This window comes from Ruegeria sp. CDSC081 (genome assembly GCF_059610485.1).
Genome location: NZ_JBXWNS010000006.1, coordinates 257,824 through 282,610, shown reverse-complemented (window position 1 = coordinate 282,610; position 24,787 = coordinate 257,824). Strand labels below are relative to the sequence as shown.

At 57.7% G+C, this 24,787-nt stretch carries 20 protein-coding genes, 1 tRNA gene and 1 pseudogene; 6 read left to right on the top strand and 16 right to left on the bottom strand.

Annotation, left to right across the window (positions count from 1 at the left end):
• Positions 1 to 5 precede the first annotated feature (5 nt).
• The 6 genes from AC2FH9_RS13365 (at position 6) to AC2FH9_RS13340 (ending at position 7,306) form a co-directional block, all read left to right on the top strand.
• Entirely contained in the window at positions 6 to 1,034 is a 1,029-nt protein-coding gene (locus AC2FH9_RS13365; RefSeq protein WP_496694748.1) for an SIS domain-containing protein, read from the top strand.
• Positions 1,031 to 2,167 (top strand): N-acetylglucosamine-6-phosphate deacetylase, encoded by a 1,137-nt coding sequence (gene nagA, locus AC2FH9_RS13360; RefSeq protein ID WP_496694749.1) that lies wholly within the window; start codon positions 1,031 to 1,033, stop codon positions 2,165 to 2,167. Before AC2FH9_RS13365 ends, nagA begins: the two co-directional genes overlap by 4 nt.
• Before the next feature lie 138 nt (positions 2,168 to 2,305).
• Positions 2,306 to 2,380: transfer RNA gene (locus AC2FH9_RS13355), tRNA-Gly, on the top strand.
• 127 nt (positions 2,381 to 2,507) lie between these two features.
• On the top strand, positions 2,508 to 4,328 hold the full coding sequence (locus AC2FH9_RS13350) for an ABC transporter transmembrane domain-containing protein (protein ID WP_496701969.1): 1,821 nt from the start codon (positions 2,508 to 2,510) through the stop codon (positions 4,326 to 4,328).
• Between the two features lie 151 nt (positions 4,329 to 4,479).
• Positions 4,480 to 6,369 (top strand): acyl-CoA synthetase, encoded by a 1,890-nt coding sequence (locus AC2FH9_RS13345; RefSeq protein WP_142636690.1) that lies wholly within the window; start codon positions 4,480 to 4,482, stop codon positions 6,367 to 6,369.
• Between the two features lie 13 nt (positions 6,370 to 6,382).
• Complete coding sequence (locus AC2FH9_RS13340; RefSeq protein WP_496708732.1) at positions 6,383 to 7,306, top strand: alpha/beta hydrolase; 924 nt, start codon at positions 6,383 to 6,385, stop codon at positions 7,304 to 7,306.
• Positions 7,307 to 7,310: 4 nt separating this feature from the next.
• On the opposite strand, the gene AC2FH9_RS13335 is transcribed toward AC2FH9_RS13340, so the two are convergent.
• The 16 genes and pseudogenes from AC2FH9_RS13335 to AC2FH9_RS13260 form a co-directional block, all read right to left on the bottom strand.
• Entirely contained in the window at positions 7,311 to 8,147 is an 837-nt protein-coding gene (locus AC2FH9_RS13335; protein ID WP_496690969.1) for an alkaline phosphatase family protein, read from the bottom strand.
• A 143-nt stretch (positions 8,148 to 8,290) separates the two neighbouring features.
• Positions 8,291 to 9,928, bottom strand: coding sequence for an ABC transporter ATP-binding protein (locus AC2FH9_RS13330; RefSeq protein ID WP_496694753.1), 1,638 nt, complete (start codon positions 9,926 to 9,928; stop codon positions 8,291 to 8,293).
• Complete coding sequence (locus AC2FH9_RS13325) at positions 9,925 to 10,740, bottom strand: ABC transporter permease (protein WP_142636698.1); 816 nt, start codon at positions 10,738 to 10,740, stop codon at positions 9,925 to 9,927. The genes AC2FH9_RS13330 and AC2FH9_RS13325 overlap by 4 nt, the downstream gene beginning before the upstream one ends.
• Positions 10,740 to 11,696 (bottom strand): ABC transporter permease, encoded by a 957-nt coding sequence (locus AC2FH9_RS13320; protein WP_142636701.1) that lies wholly within the window; start codon positions 11,694 to 11,696, stop codon positions 10,740 to 10,742. The genes AC2FH9_RS13325 and AC2FH9_RS13320 overlap by 1 nt, the downstream gene beginning before the upstream one ends.
• Positions 11,697 to 11,711: 15 nt before the next feature.
• On the bottom strand, positions 11,712 to 13,295 hold the full coding sequence (locus AC2FH9_RS13315; RefSeq protein ID WP_142636703.1) for an ABC transporter substrate-binding protein: 1,584 nt from the start codon (positions 13,293 to 13,295) through the stop codon (positions 11,712 to 11,714).
• A gap of 125 nt (positions 13,296 to 13,420) precedes the next feature.
• Positions 13,421 to 15,412, bottom strand: a complete 1,992-nt coding sequence (locus AC2FH9_RS13310; RefSeq protein WP_496871848.1) for a CocE/NonD family hydrolase — start codon at positions 15,410 to 15,412, stop codon at positions 13,421 to 13,423.
• 51 nt (positions 15,413 to 15,463) lie between these two features.
• Positions 15,464 to 16,567, bottom strand: coding sequence for a DUF4147 domain-containing protein (locus AC2FH9_RS13305; protein ID WP_496708735.1), 1,104 nt, complete (start codon positions 16,565 to 16,567; stop codon positions 15,464 to 15,466).
• On the bottom strand, positions 16,567 to 17,004 hold the full coding sequence (dtd, locus tag AC2FH9_RS13300; RefSeq protein WP_496871846.1) for a D-aminoacyl-tRNA deacylase: 438 nt from the start codon (positions 17,002 to 17,004) through the stop codon (positions 16,567 to 16,569). Before dtd ends, AC2FH9_RS13305 begins: the two co-directional genes overlap by 1 nt.
• Before the next feature lie 20 nt (positions 17,005 to 17,024).
• A complete protein-coding gene (locus AC2FH9_RS13295; RefSeq protein WP_496701567.1) occupies positions 17,025 to 17,693 on the bottom strand; it encodes a nitroreductase in 669 nt (222 codons plus the stop codon).
• An 85-nt stretch (positions 17,694 to 17,778) separates the two neighbouring features.
• Positions 17,779 to 18,888, bottom strand: coding sequence for a TFIIB-type zinc finger domain-containing protein (locus AC2FH9_RS13290; protein ID WP_496871844.1), 1,110 nt, complete (start codon positions 18,886 to 18,888; stop codon positions 17,779 to 17,781).
• Positions 18,889 to 18,906: 18 nt separating this feature from the next.
• Complete coding sequence (locus AC2FH9_RS13285; protein ID WP_496871843.1) at positions 18,907 to 19,398, bottom strand: cytochrome b; 492 nt, start codon at positions 19,396 to 19,398, stop codon at positions 18,907 to 18,909.
• Positions 19,399 to 19,463: 65 nt separating this feature from the next.
• Positions 19,464 to 20,612, bottom strand: a complete 1,149-nt coding sequence (locus tag AC2FH9_RS13280; RefSeq protein ID WP_496871842.1) for an SPFH domain-containing protein — start codon at positions 20,610 to 20,612, stop codon at positions 19,464 to 19,466.
• 22 nt (positions 20,613 to 20,634) lie between these two features.
• A complete protein-coding gene (locus AC2FH9_RS13275; RefSeq protein WP_496701987.1) occupies positions 20,635 to 21,639 on the bottom strand; it encodes a DUF2927 domain-containing protein in 1,005 nt (334 codons plus the stop codon).
• Positions 21,608 to 22,798, bottom strand: a complete 1,191-nt coding sequence (locus tag AC2FH9_RS13270; protein WP_281994942.1) for a toxic anion resistance protein — start codon at positions 22,796 to 22,798, stop codon at positions 21,608 to 21,610. Before AC2FH9_RS13270 ends, AC2FH9_RS13275 begins: the two co-directional genes overlap by 32 nt.
• A 31-nt stretch (positions 22,799 to 22,829) precedes the next feature.
• Complete coding sequence (locus tag AC2FH9_RS13265; RefSeq protein ID WP_496871840.1) at positions 22,830 to 23,744, bottom strand: 5-bromo-4-chloroindolyl phosphate hydrolysis family protein; 915 nt, start codon at positions 23,742 to 23,744, stop codon at positions 22,830 to 22,832.
• A gap of 177 nt (positions 23,745 to 23,921) precedes the next feature.
• Positions 23,922 to 24,728: pseudogene (locus AC2FH9_RS13260) on the bottom strand (pseudouridine synthase); the annotation flags it as partial.
• Between the last annotated feature and the right edge of the window lie 59 nt (positions 24,729 to 24,787).

Sequence of the window (24,787 nt, the reverse complement as noted above, 5' to 3'; positions counted from 1 at the left end):
ACTTGATGTCCGTAGAACTCTCGAAGATGCGTCAGGAAATTCTGGAAATTCCTGATGCCGTAGACCGATTGCTAAGCAATGGGGCTGACAATATCCGCCACGCTGCCCAGTTGGCGCGCGACGCAGACCCGCGTTTTCTGGTCTCGGTGGCGCGAGGATCTTCGGATCACGCCTGCACCTATCTGAAATATGCATGCGAACTGTTGCTGAATCTTCCTGTTGCCTCGGTCGGGCCCTCGGTCAACTCGATCTATGGTGCCGAGCTGCGGGCGCAGGGTGCGTTGAGTATATCGGTGTCGCAATCTGGTCAAAGCCCGGACATCGTTGGCATGACGCGCGCGCTGAAACGATCTGGTGCCGTGACGGTCGCCATTACGAACAATACGGAATCCCACCTGGCAGATGCCACGGACGCCGTCCTGTCTCTTCATGCGGGACCGGAATTGAGTGTGGCAGCAACTAAGACCTTTGTGACGTCTCTGGTGGCGGGGCTGTGGTTGCTGGCGGAAATCGCGGATGAGGCAGAACTGAAGCAGGCCATATGGTCACTGCCCGGGTATCTTGGGAAGGCTGCCCAATGCGACTGGACCCCGGCCGCCAATGCGATTTCCGGCCGGTCCCTGTTTACCTTGGGTCGCGGTCCATCGCTGGCGATCTCGAATGAAGCGGCGCTGAAAATCAAAGAGACCTGCCAGATCCACGCCGAGAGCTATTCGACTGCCGAAGTTCTGCACGGGCCGGTCTCAATCGTTGAAGAAGGGTTTCCAACCATTGTGTTCGCCGCCGGTGATGCCGCTGAACAAACAACGGCAGAAGCGGCTGATGCGTTGGCGGCAAAAGGGGCTACCGTTTTTGCCGCAACCTCGGCGGTGAAACGGGCGCAGCCTCTGCCGGTCGTCAGAACGGACCATTGGCTGACCGATCCCATCAGCACCATCACATCGTTCTACAGCATGGTTGAATCGGTCGCCTGCAATCGCGGAATTGACCCTGATGCCCCGCGTCACCTTAAGAAAGTTACGGAAACTGTATGACCTCTCAGACGGTTGTATTCAGAAACGGCGCCTATTTCGACGGCACACACCTGCTGGAGGGGCAGGCGGTTGTGTTTCGCCAAGGTAATTTGTCCGAGATCACCCCGGCAGACGGAACCAAAATCGCCGGGCAGCAGGTCGATCTGAACGGTGATATTCTCTGCCCCGGATTTGTGGACCTACAGGTCAATGGCGGCGGAAGTGTCATGTTCAACGATGACCCTTCTGTCGAGACTATCCAGCGCATTTCTCAAGCGCATAGAAAGCTTGGCGTCGCATCCTTTTTGCCCACCCTGATTACCGACACTGCGGCCAAGACCCAGCAGGCAATAGAGGCCGCGATCAAGGCTGTGGATGTCGGTGTTCCCGGTGTCGCTGGACTGCATCTGGAGGGACCGCATCTTTCGTTGGCGCGAAAAGGGGCGCATGACGCGGCGCTGATCCGCCCGATGGATGAAGATGATCTGACCACCCTGATAGCCGCGGCCAGCCGATTGCCTTGCCTCAAAGTAACCCTGGCGCCAGAAGCTGTGTCTGAGCAACAGGTTACCTCTTTGGCTGAGGCCGGAATTCTGGTGTCTCTGGGTCATAGCGATGCGGATTTTGCGACCTGTCAACGTTATGCTGCGGCGGGCGCGCGCTGTGTCACACATCTGTTCAACGCCATGAGCCAGCTTGGAAACCGCGAGCCTGGTCTTGTGGGGGCGGCGCTGGCCAATGCGGGTTTGTCTGCGGGTCTGATTGCCGACAGTATACACGTACACCCTGAGGTCATGCGGGCGGCATGGGCGGCAAAGACCGGCCCGGCCCGGATATTTCTGGTCAGCGATGCCATGGCTGTTGCCGGAACAGAGGATGCCGAATTCAACCTTGAAGGGCGCCGTATTACCAGAACGGATGGCCGCCTGACGCTTGAAAATGGAACGCTGGCAGGGGCTGACCTGGATCTGACGACGGCTGTTCGCATACTTGTTAAAAATGTCGGTGTCCCGCTGAAGGATGCGCTGAGCGCCGCAACGACCTATCCTGCGAAGTTGATTGGTTTGGACGAATCTTCCAGTAAGAATCTGGCATCCATGATCCGTATTTCGGCGGATCTTGAATCTTGCGAATGGGCGAATGCCGCGCGTTGAATAAGCCGCGCGCTGCCGAAGCGACCCCTGGATTACCGATGCGCCGGGGTCCGTCCCCGGGTGTCATATGATTTTGAATTTCACGTGCGAACTGTGCTTGACGACACCTTGGGCATGGCATAAACCAGCCACCGCTGAGCGGGCGTCGTATACTGGCTATTACCTCAGCCTTCCAAGCTGATGAAGCGGGTTCGATTCCCGCCGCCCGCTCCAAATCAGCCCCAAAAGTCTGCGTCAAATAGCCTTTCGTTTGGGCCATTCGGCTGCACCGCTTGACCCGGCGGGTTGTAGACGCCAAGAAGCGGGATACCGGAATTCGAACACGAAGTAAGGGCCTGACATGGCAAAACCCGTCTCAGCCAGTCCAGCAGCAAAACCCGCACCCGGTGCGGCTGAAGAACGGGCCAGGTCCAGGAAGATCGGTGTTCTGGCTTCGCTCTGGCCATTCATGAAGCCTTATCGTTTGCAAATGATTGGGGCCTCTTTGGCCTTGGTTCTGACCGCGAGCATGACGCTGACATTGCCTTTGGCTGTCCGCCGTGTGGTCGACAACTTTCGGATCGAAGACGGAGAGCTACTGGATTGGTACTTTCTGGCGGCGCTGGGCATAGCCGCGATTCTGGCCGTCGGAACCGGCATCCGCTACGCGCTTGTTACGCGCCTGGGTGAACGCGTTGTCGCCGATATCCGCAAAGCCGTTTTTGATCGCGTCATCGGGATGAGCCCCGAATTCTATGAACGTATCATGACGGGTGAGGTGCTGAGCCGGATCACCACCGACACCACGCTGATTCAATCCGTGCTGGGCTCGTCAGTCTCGATCGCTCTACGCAATATGTTGATGTTTCTGGGCGGGCTTGTGCTGATGCTGCTGACCTCGGCCAAGCTGACCGGGATGGTCTTGCTGCTGATTCCGCTGGTTGTGGTTCCGATACTGGTATTGGGGCGGCGCCTGCGGGTTATTAGCCGGGAAAACCAAGACTGGATCGCAGCCTCATCGGGCAACGCCGGTGAAGCGCTGAGCGCAGTTCAAACCGTTCAGGCCTTTACCCATGAGCAGGCCAGCCGAACTCAATTCGGTGAGATGACCGAAACGTCCTATACTGTCTCGCTGCGCCGAATTCAGACCCGGGCCGTGCTGACCGTCATCGTTATATTCCTGGTGTTTTCCGGAATCGTGGGCGTGTTGTGGATGGGGGCGAATGATGTCCGCAACGGTGTCATGACCGAGGGCGTTCTGATCCAGTTCGTGATCTATTCGATCATCATGGCCGGTTCGGTTGCGGCCCTGTCCGAAATCTGGAGCGAATTGCAGCGTGCGGCCGGTGCGACCGAGCGGTTGGTCGAGCTGTTGAATGCTCAGGACACCGTGAACGATCCCGGCCAGGCGCAAGCTTTCCCCGCGCCCGTGCGCGGCGAGATTCAGTTCGACGATGTGACTTTCCGCTACCCGGCGCGTCCGGATGTCGTGGCGTTGAATGAACTGTCGCTGACAGTCAACCCCGGGGAAACCGTCGCATTTGTCGGCCCCTCGGGGGCCGGAAAAACAACCGTGATCCAGATGATTCAGCGATTCTATGATCCTGACTCGGGACGCGTTTGTTTGGATGGCATTGACCTGCGAGATTTGGATCGTTCCAATTTCCGCCGTCATATGGCACTTGTACCTCAGGATCCCACGATATTCGCAGCATCGGCGCGCGAAAATATCCGATTTGGGCGGCTCGATGCGACGGATGCCGAGGTTGAAGACGCAGCCCGCGCAGCTGCGGCCCACGAATTCATCTCGACGCTGCCCGAAGGCTATGACAGCTTTGTAGGAGAGCGAGGCGTCATGCTGTCCGGGGGACAAAAACAGCGGATCGCCATCGCCCGCGCCATTTTGCGCGATGCTCCGATCCTGTTGTTGGATGAGGCGACATCGGCATTGGACGCTGAAAGCGAGCGCGCTGTGCAAGGGGCTGTCGACAGGTTGCGTGCAGGGCGGACGACGCTGATTGTTGCGCACAGATTGGCAACTGTGAAAAAAGCCGACCGCATCATCGTCCTGGAGAACGGGCAGATCGTTGCGCAGGGAACGCATGACGATCTGGTATCGCAGGATGGGCTGTACGCGCGTTTGGCACGGTTGCAATTTACCGATGGTGTTGCAGCAGAGTAACCTGATGGCGAGATATTTTGTTTTGCGCCCCAGCGTCATTCTACATTCTGGGTTGTTCTGCCGTTAAGCCCTTACTTGCACATGAGCGGGTTTTACTTTCATCCTAGATGAGAGCCTGCGCGTGACGCAGTAAAAGTACAGGGAGGAACTAATGGCATTCGCGGGATTAGACGATAAGGCAAGAATTGAAAATGAAATGCCGTGGGAGGATCGAGACGTACCGGTAACCTTTCATCAGTTACTTTCTCGAACGGCGGCCAAGTTCCCCGACCACAAGGCCATTAGCTTTCAGCTGTTTTCCGGCCCAACCGATAAGGCCGAGACACTGACGTGGTCTGATCTGCTGGGTAAGGTCAATCAGGCCGCCAATCTTTTCAGATCTCTGGGTATCGGTGAAAACGATGTGGTGGCCTATGTGCTGCCCAACTGCAACGAAACTCTGGTGACCCTTATGGGAGGGGCCGTCGCAGGGATCGTGAACCCGATCAACCCGTTGTTGGAGCCCGAGCAAATCGCAGCAATTTTGCGCGAGACGAAAGCCAAGGTTGTTGTGACGCTAAAGTCATTTCCCAAAGCCGATGTTGCACAGAAGGTGGAAGAGGCCGTACGCCACGCGCCCGGTGTGAACACAATTCTGGAAATCGACCTGAATCGCTATCTGACGCCTCCGAAATCGTGGATCGTGCCCCTTGTGCGTCCCAAAATGGGCGACAAGGCTAAATTGGCTCATGCGGACTATTTGAATTTCAGCAAAGAGCTGGCGAAACAGCCCAAGACACTGACATTCGAAGACAGTAAATCAGACCGTGTTGCGTGCTATTTCCATACTGGTGGTACAACCGGCATGCCCAAGGTTGCACAACACAAATATTCCGGCCTGATCTATAATGGATGGTGTGGTGGCACCTTGTTGTTCGACGAAAACGATGTGGTCATGTGCCCACTGCCCATGTTCCACGTCTTTGCTGTGCATGTGATCGTCATGGCTGCGGTGAGTTCGGGTGCGCATGTGGTCTTCCCGACGCCTCAAGGATACCGCGGGGATGGCGTTTTCGACAATTTCTGGAAACTGATCGAGCGTTGGAAGGTCAGCTTTATCATCACGGTTCCGACAGCGATCTCTGCCAAAATGCAGCGCCCTGTCGACGCCGATATCTCGTCAGTGAAAACGGCCTTCTCAGGCTCGGCTCCTTTGCCGGTTGAACTGTTCCGTCGCTTTGAAGAGGCCACCGGCGTCACAATAGTCGAAGGCTATGGCCTGACCGAAGCCACCTGCCTTGTGTCGTGCAACCCGGTGGATGGCGAAAAGAAGATCGGTTCGATTGGCGTTCCGTTCCCTTATACGGATGTGAAAATCCTGCAGGATGGGCCCGACGGTCCGACCGAATGTGGCACTGATCAGATTGGTGAGATCTGTATCTCGAACCCCGGCGTATTTGCGGGCAACACGTATACAGAGGTCGAAAAGAACGTGGGCCTGTTCCACTATGACAAATATCTGCGCACCGGTGATTTGGGCCGGTTTGACGATGATGGCTATTTGTGGATCACCGGTCGTGCCAAGGATTTGATCATTCGCGGCGGGCACAATATCGACCCGGCCGAGATCGAAGAGGCGCTGTTGGGGCATGAGGCCGTGGCATTTGCCGGTGCGATCGGTCAACCAGACGCCCATGCGGGCGAAGTGCCCTGTGCCTTTGTCGAACTGGTCTCTGGGGCCAGTGTGACAGAGCAGGAGCTGATGGAATACTGCAGGGTTCACGTTCACGAGCGTGCCGCGCAACCTAAGCACATGACCATTCTGGACGAACTGCCCAAGACGGCAGTGGGTAAAGTCTTTAAGCCCGAGCTACGTAAGCAGGCGATCACACGCATCTACAATGGTGCGCTTGAAGACGCAGGCGTTGCTGCGCGTGTGGTTTCGGTTCTGGATGATAAAAAGCGCGGACTTGTCGCGCAGCTTGACGCCAACGGTTCCTCGGACGACGATGTCAGCAAAGTGCTGGGATCGTTCACCCGGCCATGGGAGTGGGCTGCCTGATCGCGGAGGGGCTATGGACTATGAACGTCTGATTGATGAAGAAACCTGGGCGTTCATAAGACGAACGGCTGAAAGCTATCCTGATGACGCGGTCGAATTGTCGATCGAAGATCAGCGCGGCGTCTATGACGTAATGTGCAAGGATTTTCGCCAGCCTCGCCCAATGGGTGTTGAAACAGAAGACAGGCGCGCCGATGGCGTGCCTGTTCGCATTTACACCGCAGGCAATCCAAGCCGGACGGTGATCTATTTCCACGGAGGCGGGTTTGTCGTCGGCGGACTGGACAGTCACGACGATGTCTGTGCCGAACTTTGTGCACAAACTGGGTATCGGGTGATTGCCGTGGATTACCGCCTGAGCCCCGAACATATTCATCCTGCCCAGTTTCACGATAGCTGGGCTGCAACCAACTGGGCGGTGCAAGAGTTCCAGGACCCTTTCGTTCTGGCGGGCGACAGCGCGGGTGGAAATCTGGCCGCCGCAGTTTCACAGCACGGACGGACGCAGTTCGACAATCTTCTTGGTCAGGTCCTCATCTATCCAGGCTTGGGCGGAGATTCATCCCGTGGTTCCTATAAGGAACATGCCCATGCGCCTTTGCTGACGCTGGAGGATGTAAGTATTTACGAGAAGATGCGCTGTGGTGGAGATGTGCCGGAAAACGACCCGACATTCGCTCCATTGCATGACACGGATTTCTCGGGGCTGCCCCCAACCGTGGTGGTAACTGCAGATTGTGATCCCTTACGTGATGATGGTGCGATCTATTGCGAGCAGATCAGGGCTGCAGGTGGGCAGGCTCATTGCATCAATGAACCCGGCCTTGTGCACGGCTATCTGCGGGCGCGCACCATGGTCAAACGTGCGGCGGACAGCTTCGAGAGGATCTCGGTGGCGATAGAGGCGTTGGGCCAGCAGATCTGGCCCTACGACTGATCCCCTACTTCAAGAAGGGCTGACCCTTCATGGTTTCGGCAACCGGGGCACCCAAACGGCCCAGAATCGTGGGCGCCAGTTGTAGCTGGTCGATCACAGCGTCCGCATCGGGGCCTTCGGCGTCACCGAAGTAATACAGCGCGGTTTCCTGCTGCAATGCGCCACGCCCACCGTGATGGCCACGATCGTCCTGGCCGTGATCTGCGGTGACGATGACGTCGTAACCCAACTGCCGCCAGCGCGGGATAAACGGGGCCAGCATTTCGTCCATCACGAAACAGGCATGGTCCATCTCTTCACATTCATGAAAGAACCTATGACCCATGCTGTCCAAAGTGCTGGTATGCAGCAATCCATAGTCCAAGCCATGGCGTAGGCAGAGATTTGTCAGCGTCGCGAACAGATCGACGTCACAGGGCGTCATCTGGTTGGCTTTGCCATAGCCTGTCATCGTGTGGAAGCGACCATGATTGATCGTTTTGCTGTTGGGCTCGTCATATTCAACATCGCGGACATAGTCGAATGGATGGCGATTAAAGAATTGCGACCAGAAGCTGTGGGCCACAGCCCCAGTCACGCCGCCGGCTTCGCGCACTTGGCTGAAGATGTCCTTCTGACTCAGGCGGAACACGTTGCCATTGCCGGTACAGCCATGCTCCTGCGGTGTAACACCGGTATGGATCGAGGCATAGCAGCTTGCCGAGATTGACGGCAGCACAGCGCGCTTCTTCCAAACGCGCGCCTCGCCGGTGTCGACCCAGCCTTCCAGATTGCCGAACAAACGACGGAAATTGCGCCATGGAACACCGTCCAGAATGATGAGGAGAAGTTTGCGGTCCATGCTCTGACCCTTTTTCAGATTGCTTCAGCCGACCCTAAAAGATTCGGTGCGGTCTGGCTGCCTGATCCCGCCCCGAATGGCAAAATCCCGACACCTTAATCGAATGGCGCCGGGATTTCATAAACTTACGGGAAAGGCCAGGATCAGTTCCCGGCGCTTTCCATTTTGCGGTGGGCGACGACCTCTTCCAGCCAGCCCAGATGCATTTCGGGGACAGAGCTGAGCAGTAGGTCGGTATAGTCATCAAACGGTGGGCTCAGCACCTGCGACTTGGGGCCGTAGCGGACGACTCGGCCCTGATACATCACCGCAATACTGTCGCTGATCGCGCGCACTGTTGCCAGATCGTGGGTGATGAACAGATAGGCCACATCCTCGATCTTTTGCAGGTCCAGCAGCAGTTTGAGGATACCATCCGCGACTAGCGGATCCAGCGCCGAGGTGACCTCGTCACAGATGATCATCTTGGGCTTGGCCGCCAATGAACGCGCAATGCAAACACGCTGTTTCTGGCCGCCAGACAGTTCCGCCGGATAGCGGTCCATGTATTTTTCGCCCAGCTCGATCTCATCCAGCAGTTCCACGATCCGCTTGCGTTTTTCCGCGCCGCGCATACCGAAGTAGAACTCCAGCGGGCGCCCGATGATAGTGCCGACGGTCTGACGCGGGTTCATCGCCACATCTGCCATCTGATAGATCATCTGCAACTCACGCAGGTCTTCTCGGCTGCGGCCCTTCAGATCGCCACTGAGCTTGCGTCCGGCGAAATTGATCTCGCCATCGCGCGGTGGAAGCAGCCCGGTGATCACCCGTGCCAGCGTGGACTTGCCGGAACCGGATTCGCCCACAACCGCTAATGTTTGGCCTGGATGGAGCTCGACATTGACGTTGTGCAGCACGTCGAAATTCAGCCCCTTATAGCGCGCAGTGATCCCGTCAACTGTCAGCACTGGTTCGGATGTTGGCTTCTTTTCTTCATGTTCGATGGAGCGGACCGAGACCAGCGCCTTGGTATACTCTTCCTGCGGGTTGTTGATGATCTGATCGGTGTTGCCGTACTCGACCGTGTTACCCATGCGCAGAACCATGATGTCGTCGCTGACTTGCGCAACGACTGCCAGATCGTGGGTGATATAGAGCGCGGCAACGCCGGTATCACGAATGGCTTCCTTAATGGCCATCAGAACATCGATCTGGGTGGTCACATCCAGCGCAGTTGTCGGTTCGTCGAACACCACCAGATCAGGCTCAGGACAAAGCGCCAGTGCTGTCATACACCGCTGTAGCTGACCGCCCGAAACTTGGTGCGGATAGCGATCACCAATATTGTCCGGATCGGGAAGCCCCAGCTTGTCGAATAGTTCCCGCGCGCGGGCTTCGGCCTCTTTACGCGAGAACTTCTTGTGCTCCACGGCGGCTTCGATCACCTGATCCATGATCTTCTTGGCTGGGTTGAACGATGCTGCGGCGGATTGCGAAACATATGCTACTTCGCCTCCGCGCAGATTGCGGATATCGCTATGCGGGGTTTTCAGGATATCGCGCCCGTTAACCCAAACCTCTCCGCCGGTGAGTTCAACACCACCACGGCCATAGGCCATTGAGGCCAGACCAATGGTGGATTTACCGGCCCCGGATTCACCGATCAGCCCCAACACCTTGCCGCGTTCAAGGTCAAAGCTGACCCCGTGCACGATTTCGATATCATGGGGTTTTTCACCCGGTGGATAGACGGTCGCGCCGATTTTGAGGTCGCGGACCTTGAGAAGGGTATCACTCATCCCCGGCCTCCTTTCAGCGATGTGGTACGGTTCAGGACCCAGTCAGCAACAAGGTTGACCGAGATGGCGAGGGTCGCGATGGCAACAGCCGGATATAGCGCCGCGCCGATGCCATAGACGATACCGTCTTTGTTTTCCTTCACGATTCCACCCCAATCCGCCAGCGGCGGTTGGACGCCCAGACCCAGGAACGAGAGGGTCGAGATAAACAGAACCATAAAGATGAACCGCAATCCGAACTCGGCCACCAGAGGCGACAGAGCATTGGGCAGGATTTCCCGGAAGATGATCCAGATACGACCCTCACCGCGCAGCTTGGCAGCCTCAACATAGTCCATCACATTGATATCCACAGCGACTGATCGCGACAGGCGATAGGGGCGTGTGGCATCCAGCAGGCCCATCACCAGGATCAGGATCGGGACAGTCACCGGGACAATCGCCAGAATGACCAGCGCCAGGATCAGTGTCGGGATTGACATGACCAGGTCAACCGCTCGGCTGAGGACCTGATCGGCCCAGCCACCAAGAACAGCGGCCAGCAAGCCCAGCGTGGTGCCGGTGGCAAAGCTGAGGATTGTGGCAGCAGCAGCGATAAAGATGGTCGTGCGCCCGCCATAGATCATGCGAGTTAGCAGATCGCGCCCGATATTGTCCGTACCCAACAGGTGTTTGGCACTGGACGGTTCCCAGACATCACCGACCACCTCAGCCATGCCGTAAGGAGCGATCAGGGGTGCCGCGAGCGCCACGAAAAAGTACAGCCCGGTGAAAAACAGACCGATCATGGCCGAAATAGGAAGATTCTTCATCATTTCGGGTGCCTCAGTCTTGGATTGGCAAGGATGGACACGATATCGGCAACCATGTTCAGCCCGATATAGACCGCAGCGAAGACAACTCCGCAGGCCAGAACCACAGGCACGTCACGCTTGGTCACCGAGTCCACAAGATATTGCCCCATGCCAGGGTAAACGAACACCACTTCGACCACGACGACGCCCACGACCAGATAGGCCAGGTTCAGCATAACAACGTTGACAATGGGCGAAATCGCGTTGGGGAAGGCATGTCGCGCGATGACCTGAAAACTGGACAAACCTTTCAGCTCAGCCGTTTCGATATAGGCCGACTGCATCAGGTTTAGGATTGCGGCGCGGGTCATCCGCATCATCTGTGCCAATACCACCAGCGTCAGCACAAAGGCCGGCAAGGCGATTGCATAGAGCTTTTCGCCGAAGGACATCGAATCGTTGATCATCGCAAGCGAGGAAAACCAGCCCAGTTTTACGGAAACGAAATAGATAATCACGTAGCCGATCAGGAATTCGGGGATCGAAACCGTGGTCAAGGTCACAGCCGAGATCAATTTGTCCGGCATACGGTTGCGATAGCGGACGGCCAACAAGCCAAGGAAGATAGCGAGTGGTACGGAGACGACGGCGGCGGCACAAGCCAGGAACAGCGTGTTGCCCAGGCGCTTGCCGATGCTTTCAGCGATATCCAGTTTGTTGGTCATCGATTGGCCCAGATCGCCTTGAACGATCCCGCCCAGCCATTCGGCGTATCGGGTCAGGGCAGGGCGGTTCAGCCCCATTTCCTCACGTAAGTTAGCAAGAGCCTCAGGAGTTGCGGACTGTCCCAGGACGGCTTGCGCGGCGTCTCCGGGCAGGGCTTCGGTCAGGCCAAAAATCAGGGCCGAAGCGCCAAACAGCAATAGGAGTCCCAGCGCAAGGCGCTGGGAAACCAATTTGATGATAGGATGCATGATCCGTGGTCCTTATCAGGAGAACCACATCTTGCGGGACATGTTGCCGTTCATCATCTCTTGGGTCGGGTCGCTTTCCCAACCTTCCAGCTGATTGCTGACACCTTCGACGAAATCATTGAACATCGGGCAGATTACGCCGCCTTCGTCGCGGACCATCATGCCCATCTGTTTGTAGATGTCCTTGCGCTTGTCATTGTCCAGCTCGGCGCGGGCTGCAAACAGCATCTCGTCAAAGGCCGGAACCTTGAACCGCGTGTCGTTCCAGTCTGCGGTCGACAGATACGCGGTCGAATACATCTGGTCCTGCACCGGACGGCCACCCCAGTACGAGGCGCAGAACGGCTGTACGTTCCAAACCTCGGACCAGTAACCATCGTTGGGTTCACGCTTGATTTCCAGCGGGATACCAGCCTGAGCCGCGGTCTGCTGGAACAGGGCGGCCGCGTCCACCGCACCAGGGAAGGCGCCATCAGCGACCTGCAGAATGATTGGCGAGCCGTCATGACCCGACTTCTTGTAATGCTCAGCTGCTTTTTCGATGCTGAATTCACGCTGCGGGATCGAACCGTCAAACAGCGGGTAGGCCGCGTTGATCGGCATGTCATTCCCAATCGAGCCATAGCCACGCAGAACCTTGTCGACCAGATCCTGACGGTTAATCGCGTGTTTCAGGGCCAAACGCAGTTCATTGTTATCAAACGGTGCCGTGTCGCAATGCATGATAAACACATAGTGGCCACGGCCTGCGGTTGAATGCACAGTCAGGTTCGGTGCGCGACCCAGCAGATCAGCAATCTTGGGCTCAACCCGGTTGATCGCGTGGACCTGACCGGATTGCAGCGCGGCGGTCCGGGCGGTTGCGTCATTGATAACAACCACTTCGACGCTGTCGAAATTGCCGTAATCGCTCCAGTGGTTGGCGAATTTCTTGAACACGTGGCGCACGCCGGGTTCGTTGACTTCCACTTGGTAAGGGCCGGTGCCAACCCCTGCGCCCGGATCTTCCATGCCGCCATCCGGCTGGATGATCAGGTGATAGTCCGCCATCAGATAGGGCAGGTCGGCATTTGGTTCATTCAGCGTAACCTGGAAATTGTCGCCATCAGCCTTCATCGATTCGATGCCGCGCATGATGCCCAGAGCACCGGACTGGGAATCCTCGTTCGAGTGACGCTCCATGGTTTTCAGCACGTCTTCGCTGGTCATGGTCTTGCCGTTGTGGAATTCCACGCCCTGACGCAGTTTGAAGGTCCAGACCCTGGCATCCGCGCTGCCTTCGACGCTTTCTGCAAGGCGCGGTTCGATCGATCCATCGGGCGCAACCTCGACCAGTTGGTCGCCGAACTGCTTGCCGTTCTGGAACGGAACCGAGCTGGCATAGGTGGCCGGGTCAAGCGAGTTGGTGGATTCCCCGCCCTGCAGGCCAAATTTCAGATCACCGCCCTTTTTCGGGCCAGCCGCGCGTGCAGCATCGGCAAACATTGTGCTGGCCATCGCAGCAGACACACCAAGTGCTGCAGCTTTCCCCATAAATTCGCGGCGGGTCAGCTTGCCAGCTGTAACCTGCTTGGCCATGTGAGTGATTTGTTCGTTCATTCAGATATCTCCCAGTGATTTATCTCGTCAGCCCCTGACGGGTTTTTTTATTGACGCGCCAGTCAAATTAGGCGCAATTCGGTTGGTCGAGCAAGAAAAAAGTCCGGCTCAGACCTGCTTGAATTTCACATATGATTACGCGGTACGGTATCCTCCTTAGTCTTTGAAAATACCAAACTGCCGTTTTCAAATGCCTTGAGTTCAGCACAGAGGTAGAAGTTTCCGGCGTCTGACCACATTTCGCAAGATGTTTCTGTACGCAGCTCTGTGCCGTCACGGATTATCTCTTGTGTCCAATGGCAATATCCGCGCGCAGATAACGGGTCATCAGGGCGAATCGACCAACGTTCAAAGGCTGTTCCGCCATGTGTCAGGCCGTGGTGGTTGTCTGTAACAAGGCCAAAGTCATCTTCTATAATCAGATGAGTTTCCCCCGAGTTCATGTCAGTTTCGACCTGTCGAGAGTTCCGGCTGTCTCGGACATTCGAGATGTCGTGTGCGGCCTCGGCATCCGGGGGAGGGAATACATATGCCTCGCTCGCCGCGTGACGGATGGGCAGCTTGATTTGGCCCTCGGTCAGATGCAGTTCTGCAGACTCGGGTGAAGGCCAGATCAGCGGCCAATAGGCGCTGGATACCGCAATCCGCAAGCGGTGTCCCCTTGGCACCCGATATGCGATATGGTCCAGATCCAGCGTGACCTCGTAAACCTTGCCGGGGACCAATTCGGTCGGTTGCGAATGGGTATCGCGATGGCACAGGTTAAGGACACCGTATGTTATGCGTGTTGTTGCCCCATCGGGATGGACGTGATTCAAGCGCACGGCCATCTGGGCATGGGGACGGTCGGCACTGATGTGCAGGCATATTTGCGGCGCGCCCACGATGTTCAAATCATTGGCCAGTGGGGCGCTGTCGAAGCAGGCCGAAAATGCATCATCCACACGCTGATCGCCCGGCATATCCGGCCCCAACCAGATGGCGCAGTATTCTCCGCCTTCCATCCCGCAGGTCTGGGGGGATCGGATGCACATGTCCAGCGGTCCGGGTTGGTCCAGCCCAGCATTAGAGATATTCAGAGTTTGAATAGGAAGATGCGAGGTCGCGCCTTTATCCTCGGTTATCCAGCAACCGGGCCGTTCCTTGTACCAGCGCTGGGGGCGTACCCCATCCATAAGATAGGCGCGATAGTCGGGTTCCTGGTCGATGCCAGTATCCTGGCCTTTCAACCAATGGTCCCACCAACGCAGGGCCTCTTGCAGAAATCCGATTCGGGGCTCGGGAACAGCAAAATGCGGATACTTGTGAACCCAAGGTCCGACGATCCCCTTGGCCGGAGAATCAAGCTGTTCAACCAATAAAGGCACCGTATTCTTATAGGCGTCACCCCAGCCGCCAACAGCCAAAGTCGCCGCCCGGATAGCGCTGAAATCCTCGCAGACTGACCCGTGACGCCAATAGTCATCTCGCGTCTGATGGCGCAACCAGACAGAGGGCAGAAAGGGCTCGTTCTCAAGGCGGTCCAGCCACAGCTCGCGCCAGTTCGGACGCAGGGCCGGATCGGGAGCGCGCGATGAATAAGACCACATGGTCGCACCCCAGCCGAGATTTTCGTTCAGCAGGCAGCCACCCTTGTAGTGGATGTCGTCCGCATACCGGTCGGCGGTCGAGCACAGCGTGATAATCGCCTTCAGCGCCTCTGGCTGTAGTGCCGCCACCTGCAAAGCATTGAAACCGCCCCAACTGATCCCCATCATTCCTACAGAACCAGAGCACCACGGTTGCTGCGCCAGCCACTCGATAGTTGCAACTGCATCGTCCAGTTCCTGCTGGGTATACTCATCCTCCATCAGCCCTTCGCTGTCACCATTGCCGCGCATGTCCACGCGGATGCAGGCATAGCCGCGCTTGGCAAACCAAGGATGGGTCAGGGCGTCTCGTGTCGCAGTGCCGTCGCGCTTGCGATAGGGCAGGAACTCCAGAATGGCAGGTACAGGGTGGCTTTCTGCATGCGACGGCTTCCATATCCGGGCTGAAAGCCGGCACCCATCCGGCATGTGAATGCCGACATCTGGCAGGTCTTCGATGTCGAGTAGCGAATTGTCGGCTGGATTCATTCGGTCAGTCTCGGGGCCAAAAGGGTTTTGGTGCAGGTGAAAATCGTCAAATCAGCTTCGGATTGCGACAATAAGGTCCATTACGTTGGTACCGGTCGGTCCGGTGACGAAAAGAGCATTTACGCGTTCCAGATAGCTGCCGCTGTCAGCATCCCGCAGCGCCTTTTCCGCACCATCGCCCCAGGTGGTCCCGTCAACAATCGCCCCCGCGGCCTGGGTCGGCCCGTCGGTGCCGTCGGTGCCCCCGACAAGCAGCGTCAGCCCAGCAATACCCGCGATTTCTCTGGCCAACGCTAAAGCGAGGGCCTGATTGCGCCCACCCTTGCCTGGATTTCTGGGCAGCACGACAGTTGGCTCTCCACCGAAAACCATGACGCCTTCGGGCATATTGCGCAGCTGTGGCCCCAAACGGGCTGTTATGCTTTTCAGGTCATCGTGCAGGCATTCCTCATTCGCTAGAACGGGTGCGCCCTCGGCCATGGCCTGTCGGACGGCGGCAGCACGGGCATGCTTGTTCGATGCAACGATGCGCGCAACTCCCTGAAAATCGCGCGGCTCAGGAAGTGCGCCAATGCCCGATCCGATAACGTTCAGGTCATCGCCGGGCACATCGGAAATCGCCAGTACAGTCGCCTTCGCTCCTTTGAACTGAGCCAACAGGCCAGACCCTTTGATCTGGGACAGTTTGCGCCGTTCGGCGTTCATTTCAGAGATATTCATCCCTTCCGACAGCAGTTTTCGGTTCAACTGCTCCAGATTCGCCAGCGTTTTGCCGGGTACAAGGTCCTCGGCCAAAGACGAGGCCCCACCCGAAGTCAGAAGTAGCAAATGCGAAGACGATCCCATCGACTGGACCATCTCACGCAGTGCGCGGCCCGCTTGCAGACTGCGAATATCTGGAACGGGATGAGAGGTCTCGATCACCTCTACATAGTCGGGCAGGGCGTCCCCGTGGCCATCTTTGGTGACAACCAAAGCGGGGAGGGGGCCGAAATGGTCCAGCGCTGCGCGGGTCATCGCCGCCGCAGCTTTGCCGACAGCTAAAATTTGGTCGGGCGCCTCGATATCATTCAGCGCCGTTAACGTCGCCGCATATCCACTAACCGCGTCAACTCCGGCCTGCCATATTCGGGTTGCCTTTTGCCTTTGCTCCATCAGCTTTCGACCCAGATCGTGACCGGGCCGTCATTGACCAGTTCGACGGCCATATCCGCCCCGAATTGACCGGTCTCGACGGGGACACCAAGGCCGCTCAGCCGTTGGGCGAAGGTCTCATACAAGCGCTTTCCAACCTCTGGCGGTGCCGCTTCAGAAAACCCCGGGCGGTTCCCGCGCGAGGTATCAGCGGCAAGGGTGAACTGACTGATCACAAGGGCCGAGCCGCCGATATCCAGAACTGACCGGTTCATCTTGCCGGCCTCATCCTTGAATATCCGCAGCTTTGAGACTTTGGCAGCTAGCTGTTCAGCCTTTTGGTCGTCATCCCCCTGCATCGCGCAAACCAGTATCAGCAGGCCCGGACCGGTTTGCCCGATCACCGCACCCTCGACCGAGACTTTTGCCTGCGAGACCCTCTGCAACAGCGCGCGCATCTGGTTCCTCCTGTTGATGTTCAGCCGATCCAGTCGACAAACGCGTCGGGCGCGGCGCGACTGGTTCTAAACCCGTTGGCCGGGTGGTCTTTGTCTGCATAGCCGAAAGAGATCGCACATAGGATCAGACGGTCATCCGGGATGTTGAAATATCGGTGCAGAAAAGGGCCATAGCTGGCCACTGCGGCCTGCGGAATTGTCGCTATGCCCAGAGCCTGCGCCGCCAGGGTGAAGGCCGTAACAAAGCCACCACAATCCATCGCGCCATAAGCGCCGAGTTCCGTTGGGCTGGATATGATTGCACAATGGGGCGCTCCGAAAAGGGCGAAATTCTCCATCATCTGCCGGGTGGACCCGGCGCGATCTCCGCGTTCAACGCCAACGGCTTCGTAAAGGGCCCAGCCGCATTCACGGCGGCGTTCCTGGTAGATGCCCGAATAGGAGGCAGGAAAGGGCAGGTCCGGGGATGGCGTGTCCGCGGTTACCTCATCCTGCAGAGCCTTCCGAAACTTATCGGTCTCTGGCCCGCTGGTGATGGTCACGTTCCAGGGCTGCGCATTGCACCAGCTTGGAACGCTGGCTGCGCTGGTCAGGATCTGATTAATCTGATCCTTTGGCACCGGGTCAGAAAGGAAGGCGCGGCAGGAATGCCGTTGATCCAGTAGATTGTTCAGAGCGGATAGTGTCACACAGGCCTCCCCATCGGCGTTGACAGGGCGCAGGATGAGGTCAGACTGGCGGATGTTCAAGTGCTGATGCGGTTAGCCGGTCACGTCATTGCTGACCGGTTGCCACCATGTAGCCAACACCGGCAGCTACCAAAAGGCCAAGGCACACGGCGACAGAGATCTTGAGCGCTGACCAGGGACGTTCCCCCTGAACGCGCCCGGTGCGGCCGTTTACTACAAACCTGTACGTCTGCCCCCGATATTTGTAGGCGGCCATCCAGATCGGCAGGAGGACATGCTTGAAGGTCACATCCCGCACATCGGTCTCAACCGCATGAACGCGCTGCCGGTCGCCACCAATATCAAAGCGTACATCCCGTTCGATCACGCGGGACATATGTGCGCGGGCCTCGGTGTAGCCGTCATTCAGTTCGACCGTATAGGCCTCGGCCCGGAAACCGGCGAGGTATTCAGGCTGGTATGGCTCCAACGCGGGTAAATCCCAGGGTTCCAGCGCGTCGGTATATTTCTTGGGCAAAGACTGAGAGGCCAGAACAAGAACGTCATCAAAGAACCGTGCGACCCGGCCCGATTTAGGAGACCACCTGACTTTGGCGACCCGTTGCTGAACTTGCTTGCCATCGCGCATGACGCTGCGCGTTTCATAGTAAACTATGCCGCGCTCACCCCGATAGTTAGATTTCGTGTCGGCATCAAAGGTCCAGTAGGGAACATAGATACCCTGCATCTTGCGCCCTTTGCGGGCGTAGTCCTTCAGGCCGTTTGGGGCGAACCATAACCGTCCCAGCCAGTCTCCCATCGCTTTATGCGCAGTGCGTTCATCCAGCGCAAAGGGCAGCACGCCGCGGGGTTTGATGTGACGGCTGATGCCGGTATCCGTTACTACTGGGGTTGCGCAAAAGGGGCATTCGGCTGCGTGCGTGGCCGGGTCGAATTCAACCTGAACCGCACAGTTGGGGCAGGTCAGAACACGCGTTTCCTCGATCTCATCGTCAGGCAGCTGATCCGAAAGCGCACTGTTGAAATCCAGCTCTTTCAGGCTGGCACCGCCCCACGGTCCGGCGCCAATTGCCTCTGAGTGACCGCAATGGTCACAGGTGAGCGTACCATCACCGGGATTGAACCGATAATCCGCCCCGCATTGATTGCAGGGAAAGCGGTGTTCGTCTACAATGTTAGGGTCGGTAGGGGCCATTGAAGCCTCGAATTTGCGTTATCGGCCAGAGGACAGGCGCATCCGGTGCAGCACCCCGTCCCGTTTGATGAAATGATGCCAGATGGCAAAGGCAGCGTGACCTAGTGCGACGAACAACAGGGCATTGCCCACGGTTTCGTGGACCTCACCAGCAACATGGATTCCCCCGAACCAGGCCAACATGCCGAAGATTGGCACCGCGACCATCAGCGCATAAAGCAAGAGATGTCCCAACTTTGCTGCAGTCGCTATCAGGGCCGAGCTCTCCTCAACCGGGGCAGGCGCGCCCTGTCGCCACCGAAGAAGGATGCGGACCAGGATCAGCGCAAAGACGATGCAGCCAAGCCAGACATGAGGGGTGGCCCCTTCTGTCCAGACCGTGTTGCCCTCTAGCCGGGCATGCAGGGCGCGTCCCATGCCATCGCTGCTGATCCATTCGCCGATGATGATCACAGCGATCAGCCAGTGCAATACAATTTGGGGCTTTGAGTAGCGGTCCAAAGTAGACATTCGTTTGCTCTTTCAGAGAGGTTGCGGATACGCGTTAAACGTTGCTGCCTAAGCTTTCCGTCACTTCAGGCTCCGGGCGGGGGCGGCGGGAGGATCGTGAACAACTGCGCCAGTTCCTGTACCTCACCCGCCTTTTTCCAGCCGTCCTGACCGGCGGTCCAGACATGGGTGTCACGGGTGATCTCTCCCTCTGTCGCCATGCGGCCCATCTTGGCCTTGGAAAATGGCCCGCTGGTTCGCCCGTCAACGGCGATATGCCAGACATGTTCCACTGGCGGTGGTGGCGGAGGCGCCGTATGCGCCGCAGGTTGCTGGGCAGCGGGGGCGGAACCGCCCCACGGGCCGCTCGGCTGACCCGCTGCCATGTTCGACATCTGCTGTGCCATGGCCATGCCCATTCCCATGCCAAGGCCGGCGCCCATGCCACCGCCCTGACCGGGATTGTTGGCCGCGGCTGTCATCGCCTCAGCGGCTGAATACTGGGTGAATTTACCCAGATCACCAGCCAGCCCCATCGATGTCCGCTTGTCCAGCGCCGCTTCAACTGCGGGTGGCAGTGAGATGTTCTCGATATAAAATTCAGGCATCTCCAGCCCGTACCCGTCCAAGACCGGGGTCACTTCTGCCGCGATCAACTTGCCCAGATCGGCGGTATTGGCGGCCATGTCCAGAACCGGAATGCCTGATCCTGCGATGACCCGGCTGAATTCCTGAACGATGATATTGCGCACCTGAAAGCTGATCTCGTCCATCGTGAACTCACCATCGGTGCCGACGATTTCGATCATGAATTTTGCAGGGTCTTTGACCCGGGTTGTATAAGTACCGAAAGCGCGAATGCGGGTCGGTCCGAATTCCGGATCGCGCAGCATGATCGGATTCTTGGTGCCCCATTTCAGGTCATTGAAGCGAGTCGTGTTGACGAAATAAATCTCGGATTTGAACGGAGACTGAAAGCCATGGTCCCAATGCTGCAGTGTCGTCAGGATCGGCATATTGTTGGTCTCAAGCATATAGAGACCGGGGGTGAAAACATCCGCCAGCTGCCCCTCATGCACGAAAACGGCCGCCTGGCCTTCGCGCACGGTCAGTTTGGCGCCGTATTTGATCGCATGGCCCTCGCGTTCGAACCGCCAGACCATCGTATCGCGGGTGTCGTCGACCCAGTGGATGACGTCGATGAACTCGCCGGTCAGAAAATCGAAAATACCCATTTGGGGTCTCCTTATCTTGGGCTCACAGCTGCTGGCCCATCAGTTCGCGCGCAATGATCCGCACCACGGGACGCGCGTCTTCGACAGCCACGCCAGGCTCAAGACGCGGGTCATAGAGCATTGTCAGTAATTTCTCGTCATGGCTGGTCAGCAGCGCAAATTCATCGTCATCATTAAAGATGGATGGTCGCGCAGCGTTGCTGTCATTGGAGAGTCCCAGCCCCTGCGCCATTTCTTCGTGGATGCAACTGCGCCGCAGCATATCAGGCAATTCAGCACGGATCAGCACCACCGCCCGAACAAATCGGTGCAGGGACCGGTTGGTCGGAGACGCGATGACAAAACAGTCAATATTTGAACGCGGGTTTGCAACCAGGTCAAGCAATGGCTGATCGATGCCAGGTACAAGCTGTTTCAGGCGGGAGACCACGTATGCACTGTCATCCTTTCCCGCGAAAAAGACATGGAAATTTGCCTTGCGGGTAACGACAGACATCGGATGACCGGTCACTTTGGACAGCCGCGCGGTAAAGGTCTCGACCTGTTCGGCATCCTTTGCCCGCATTTCGGGGGACACAGACGGGGCGAATTCTGTCTGAACACGGATGGGGGCGGACCATCGGCTAAGCTGGCCCTCGGTCGAGTATGTGGTCGCGGTGACGGCGTGATCTGGATACTCGTTGAAAAAGGCAATCGTCTCGAAATTGCGCTCCAGATCGCTGGCATCATAGGGTGTGTCCGGCCCGCCGCCATCGCTGCGCAGCATACCACGCGTTAGCAGGTCACGTTCTACCCGCTGATAGAACCGCGCCAGATCCTGACTGGCCGCAGATGGAGGTACATAGGCATTAGGGGCAGGCGCTGGGGGGACTACGGGGCGCGGTTGAGTGGCAACCGAAGACGTCAGGGCCTCGTCGCAGTTGGCCAACGCCAGCAATGCGACCAGACCCAATACGGGCTTCAGATATCCCAGTGACCGCACCTTCAATCCACCATTAGCCCGGAACAGCTGTTCCGGCGTTGTCACCGATACCGTCCTTGCGCGCTTTGGCTGCGGCCAAAGTGTCGCGCAGTTCGGTTTCCATCTTCTGCAGCTCTTGCTCGGCAGCGGCGCGTTTGGCCTTGCCTTCATCCGCAATCTCCAGGCTTTCATTGATGGTTCCGATCAGATCGGCATTGGCCTGTTTTACGGCCTCGATATCAAAGACACCGCGCTCCATTTCCTGACGGATCACCTTGTTCGACTCGCGCAGGTTGGCGGCATTCGCGGTCAGAAGGTCGTTGGTTAGGTCATTCGCATCGCGCACGGCGGCGGCGGCCTCGGCGCTGCGCTGAATGGTGACGGCTTGTGCCAGCTGGGTTTCCCAGAGCGGTACGGTGTTCACTAGGGTCGAGTTGATCTTGGTCACCAGGGATTTGTCATTTTCCTGAACCAGACGGATCGAGGGCAGCGACTGCATGGTTACCTGTCGCGTCAGCTTCAGATCATGCACCCGGCGTTCCAGATCATCGCGCGCAGCACGCAAATCGCGCAGCTCCTGCGCTTTCATCACCTGATCCTCTTCGGGCGCGGCCTGAACCTCGGCCTCTTTCTGAGGAATGTCCCGGCTGTCCAGTTCGTTCAATTTCTCTTCGCCGGCCGCGATGTAAAGCGCCAGCTCATCATAAAAGCCCAAGGTTTTTTCATACAGGATGTCCAGGGACTTGATGTCCTTCAACAGCGTATGTTCATGCGAAAGCAAGTCATCCGTGATCCGGTCGATCTGGCCTTGAACCTGTTCGTATTGGGCGGTGAACTTGGCGAACGGGGCGGCCTTGCCCAACAGTTTTTCCCACCAGCTACGCTCGCGCCGCACGTCGAGTTCGCTGACCGAGAATCCACGGATCGTGGTCACGATATTACGCAGGCTGTCACCTGCCGGACCGACATCCTTGTTGCGGACATCCGCCAGCATCGCCTGGCTGATTTCCTGCAACTCGGCCTGCGCACCCGAGCCGAAGGACACGATCGAGTTCGTGTTCCCCATGTCGATCTCGCCCATGCGTTTACGAATTTCAGCACCTACAGGCTCGTCGGCCTCTTTCAGAAGGACAACTTCCGCCGTGGGGTCGGGCAGGGCTACGGCGGTCACTTCCTGTACCAGCGTTTCGGCTTCGACCGCCTTGTTCTTTACTTCCTCGGACATGGGGTAATCCTCTCTGTATACTTTGGGCCGGTCAGTCCAACCGAACGCCTTCGCGCTGCAACCGTTCGCGCAGCACGTCAATTTCAACCGTCAGATCGCTGCGGTCATCCAATAGCATCTTACGGGTCCTGGCAGAGAAATTCTGTTCCAGGTCATCCAGTAGAGACGAGAAATTCTGCAGCGACTGTGCATCACGTGTTCTGGCATAAACATCCGAGAACTTGACCGTCGCGTCACGGGCACCCTGCAGATAGACGGTCAGGTATTTTCTTGCTCCGGCCAGATCGCGCGGGTCTTCTTCGACGGTGCGAAACAAATCGCGGGCAGTTTCCTGAAATCGCTCGACCCGCGCTTCGATCCGGCGGTCCCCAGCACGTTTGATGGCGTCGGTCATTTCGGTCAGATGCGCCTCAGCGTCTTCGACTACCCGTGCGACACGGTCCTGCTGAAATGTATCGATGCCTTCCATGCCTTTGTCTGACATTGGGTCCAAGCCGAAGGAAACAGAATGCAACACAGCAGCAGCGGTGCCGAATAAAATTGGGGCGATGAGGCTGGCGTCAGACACGGTTGCCGCATCGAGAAACTCGGATCGGTATGAGGCCAACCCGGCGCCAAGGCCGGTCAGAACGCTGGAAAATATCTTGCGGGGAATTGCCGGGCGCCGTGCGGTGCGCCGCGCGTTATAGGCCGCTTCGGCCCGCAACCCTTCGCGCAGCAGAAAGGCCGCCCCGGTCAGCAAACCAGCGGCAACAAGTCCAATGGTCATCCCGATTGCACCGTCGTTCAGCGACAGAAACACCAATGGAACAGCCGGGATAAACAGGATATTAGCCCGCGCGCCAGCCGGTTCTACGCGCGCGCCATCAAACTGACCGCGCGCCGGTTGATCTGTCGACGAATCTGAGTCGTTTGGGCTGTATTTGCCGCCAAAGCGTTTGGCCATGTGCTTACAGCCCTCCCAGTAACCCGGTGCAGACGCCGAACAACAGAACCAACAAGGCCACGTAAGCCAGTTTTTGTACTCCGGACCCGGACATGATGCTCCCTGAGTTTCTCTTTGCGGAAAACTTAGGGGATGCGCGGCCCCGGCGCTAGGGGGAAGGTTGCCTAACCCTTATCATTTGCGAGATTTCTTGCCGATCGGAGGCCGTTTGCGCTGTGGTCGTGCAGGGCGTTTGGCCGGAGCCTCTGGCTCAGCCTCAAGACCAAGCTGATCACGCATGACCCGGCGGCGAATTTCCTCGACCTCTCCGGGTTTCAGTTTGCCCAACTGAAACGGGCCGTACGAGACGCGCAGCAACCGGTTCACGGCAAAGCCGATATCCTCGATCGCGCGGCGGATTTCGCGGTTTTTACCTTCGCGCAGGCCAATGGTCAGCCAGGCGTTTGCGCCCTGTTGCCGATCGAGTGTTACGTCCATCGGTTGGAACCGTTCACCCTCGATCACCAGCCCCTTTCGGAGCGGCGCGAAATCCTCGTCTTTTGGACGCCCGTTTACACGGACGCGGTATCTGCGCAGCCATCCGGTGGCAGGCAGTTCCAGCTTGCGCTTGATGCCGCCATCATTTGTCAGCAACAGCAACCCTTCCGAGTTCAGGTCAAGCCGCCCGACGCTCATGACGCGGGGCATGTCCTCGGGCAACTTGTCGAAGATCGTCGCGCGGCCTTTTTCGTCCTTCGTCGTCGTAACCAGACCGGGTGGCTTGTGGTACAGCCAAAGACGTGACGGTTCCGGCTCGGACACCGGCTTGCCGTCGACGGTGATCTTGTCTTTGGCGGTAACGTTCAGCGCGGGGCTGTCGATGGTCTTGCCGTTCACAACCACACGACCTGCTTCGATCATGCGTTCCGCTTCCCGGCGCGAGGCGACGCCAGCGCGGGCAAGGACTTTGGCGATCCGGTCGCCTGGAGGAGGGGTATTAGTCATTTGCAGCCCATAGCGCATCCCGCCGCCTTGCGAAAGGCAGGTTTCTGATGCAGTCAGAG

What these genes read in the sequence shown, in the direction of transcription:
- AC2FH9_RS13345 (WP_142636690.1), top strand. Translation starts at nt 4,480, where the DNA reads ATGGCATTCGCGGGATTAGACGATAAGGCAAGAATTGAAAATGAAATG.
- AC2FH9_RS13305 (WP_496708735.1), bottom strand. Translation starts at nt 16,567, where the DNA reads ATGGAGCAAAGGCAAAAGGCAACCCGAATATGGCAGGCCGGAGTTGAC.
- AC2FH9_RS13350 (WP_496701969.1), top strand. Translation starts at nt 2,508, where the DNA reads ATGGCAAAACCCGTCTCAGCCAGTCCAGCAGCAAAACCCGCACCCGGT.
- AC2FH9_RS13325 (WP_142636698.1), bottom strand. Translation starts at nt 10,740, where the DNA reads ATGAAGAATCTTCCTATTTCGGCCATGATCGGTCTGTTTTTCACCGGG.
- AC2FH9_RS13340 (WP_496708732.1), top strand. Translation starts at nt 6,383, where the DNA reads ATGGACTATGAACGTCTGATTGATGAAGAAACCTGGGCGTTCATAAGA.
- AC2FH9_RS13290 (WP_496871844.1), bottom strand. Translation starts at nt 18,888, where the DNA reads ATGGCCCCTACCGACCCTAACATTGTAGACGAACACCGCTTTCCCTGC.
- nagA (WP_496694749.1), top strand. Translation starts at nt 1,031, where the DNA reads ATGACCTCTCAGACGGTTGTATTCAGAAACGGCGCCTATTTCGACGGC.
- AC2FH9_RS13335 (WP_496690969.1), bottom strand. Translation starts at nt 8,147, where the DNA reads ATGGACCGCAAACTTCTCCTCATCATTCTGGACGGTGTTCCATGGCGC.
- AC2FH9_RS13310 (WP_496871848.1), bottom strand. Translation starts at nt 15,412, where the DNA reads ATGAATCCAGCCGACAATTCGCTACTCGACATCGAAGACCTGCCAGAT.
- AC2FH9_RS13320 (WP_142636701.1), bottom strand. Translation starts at nt 11,696, where the DNA reads ATGCATCCTATCATCAAATTGGTTTCCCAGCGCCTTGCGCTGGGACTC.
- AC2FH9_RS13330 (WP_496694753.1), bottom strand. Translation starts at nt 9,928, where the DNA reads ATGAGTGATACCCTTCTCAAGGTCCGCGACCTCAAAATCGGCGCGACC.
- AC2FH9_RS13280 (WP_496871842.1), bottom strand. Translation starts at nt 20,612, where the DNA reads ATGGGTATTTTCGATTTTCTGACCGGCGAGTTCATCGACGTCATCCAC.
- dtd (WP_496871846.1), bottom strand. Translation starts at nt 17,004, where the DNA reads ATGCGCGCGCTGTTGCAGAGGGTCTCGCAGGCAAAAGTCTCGGTCGAG.
- AC2FH9_RS13365 (WP_496694748.1), top strand. Translation starts at nt 6, where the DNA reads ATGTCCGTAGAACTCTCGAAGATGCGTCAGGAAATTCTGGAAATTCCT.
- AC2FH9_RS13265 (WP_496871840.1), bottom strand. Translation starts at nt 23,744, where the DNA reads ATGGCCAAACGCTTTGGCGGCAAATACAGCCCAAACGACTCAGATTCG.
- AC2FH9_RS13285 (WP_496871843.1), bottom strand. Translation starts at nt 19,398, where the DNA reads ATGTCTACTTTGGACCGCTACTCAAAGCCCCAAATTGTATTGCACTGG.
- AC2FH9_RS13315 (WP_142636703.1), bottom strand. Translation starts at nt 13,295, where the DNA reads ATGAACGAACAAATCACTCACATGGCCAAGCAGGTTACAGCTGGCAAG.
- AC2FH9_RS13270 (WP_281994942.1), bottom strand. Translation starts at nt 22,798, where the DNA reads ATGTCCGAGGAAGTAAAGAACAAGGCGGTCGAAGCCGAAACGCTGGTA.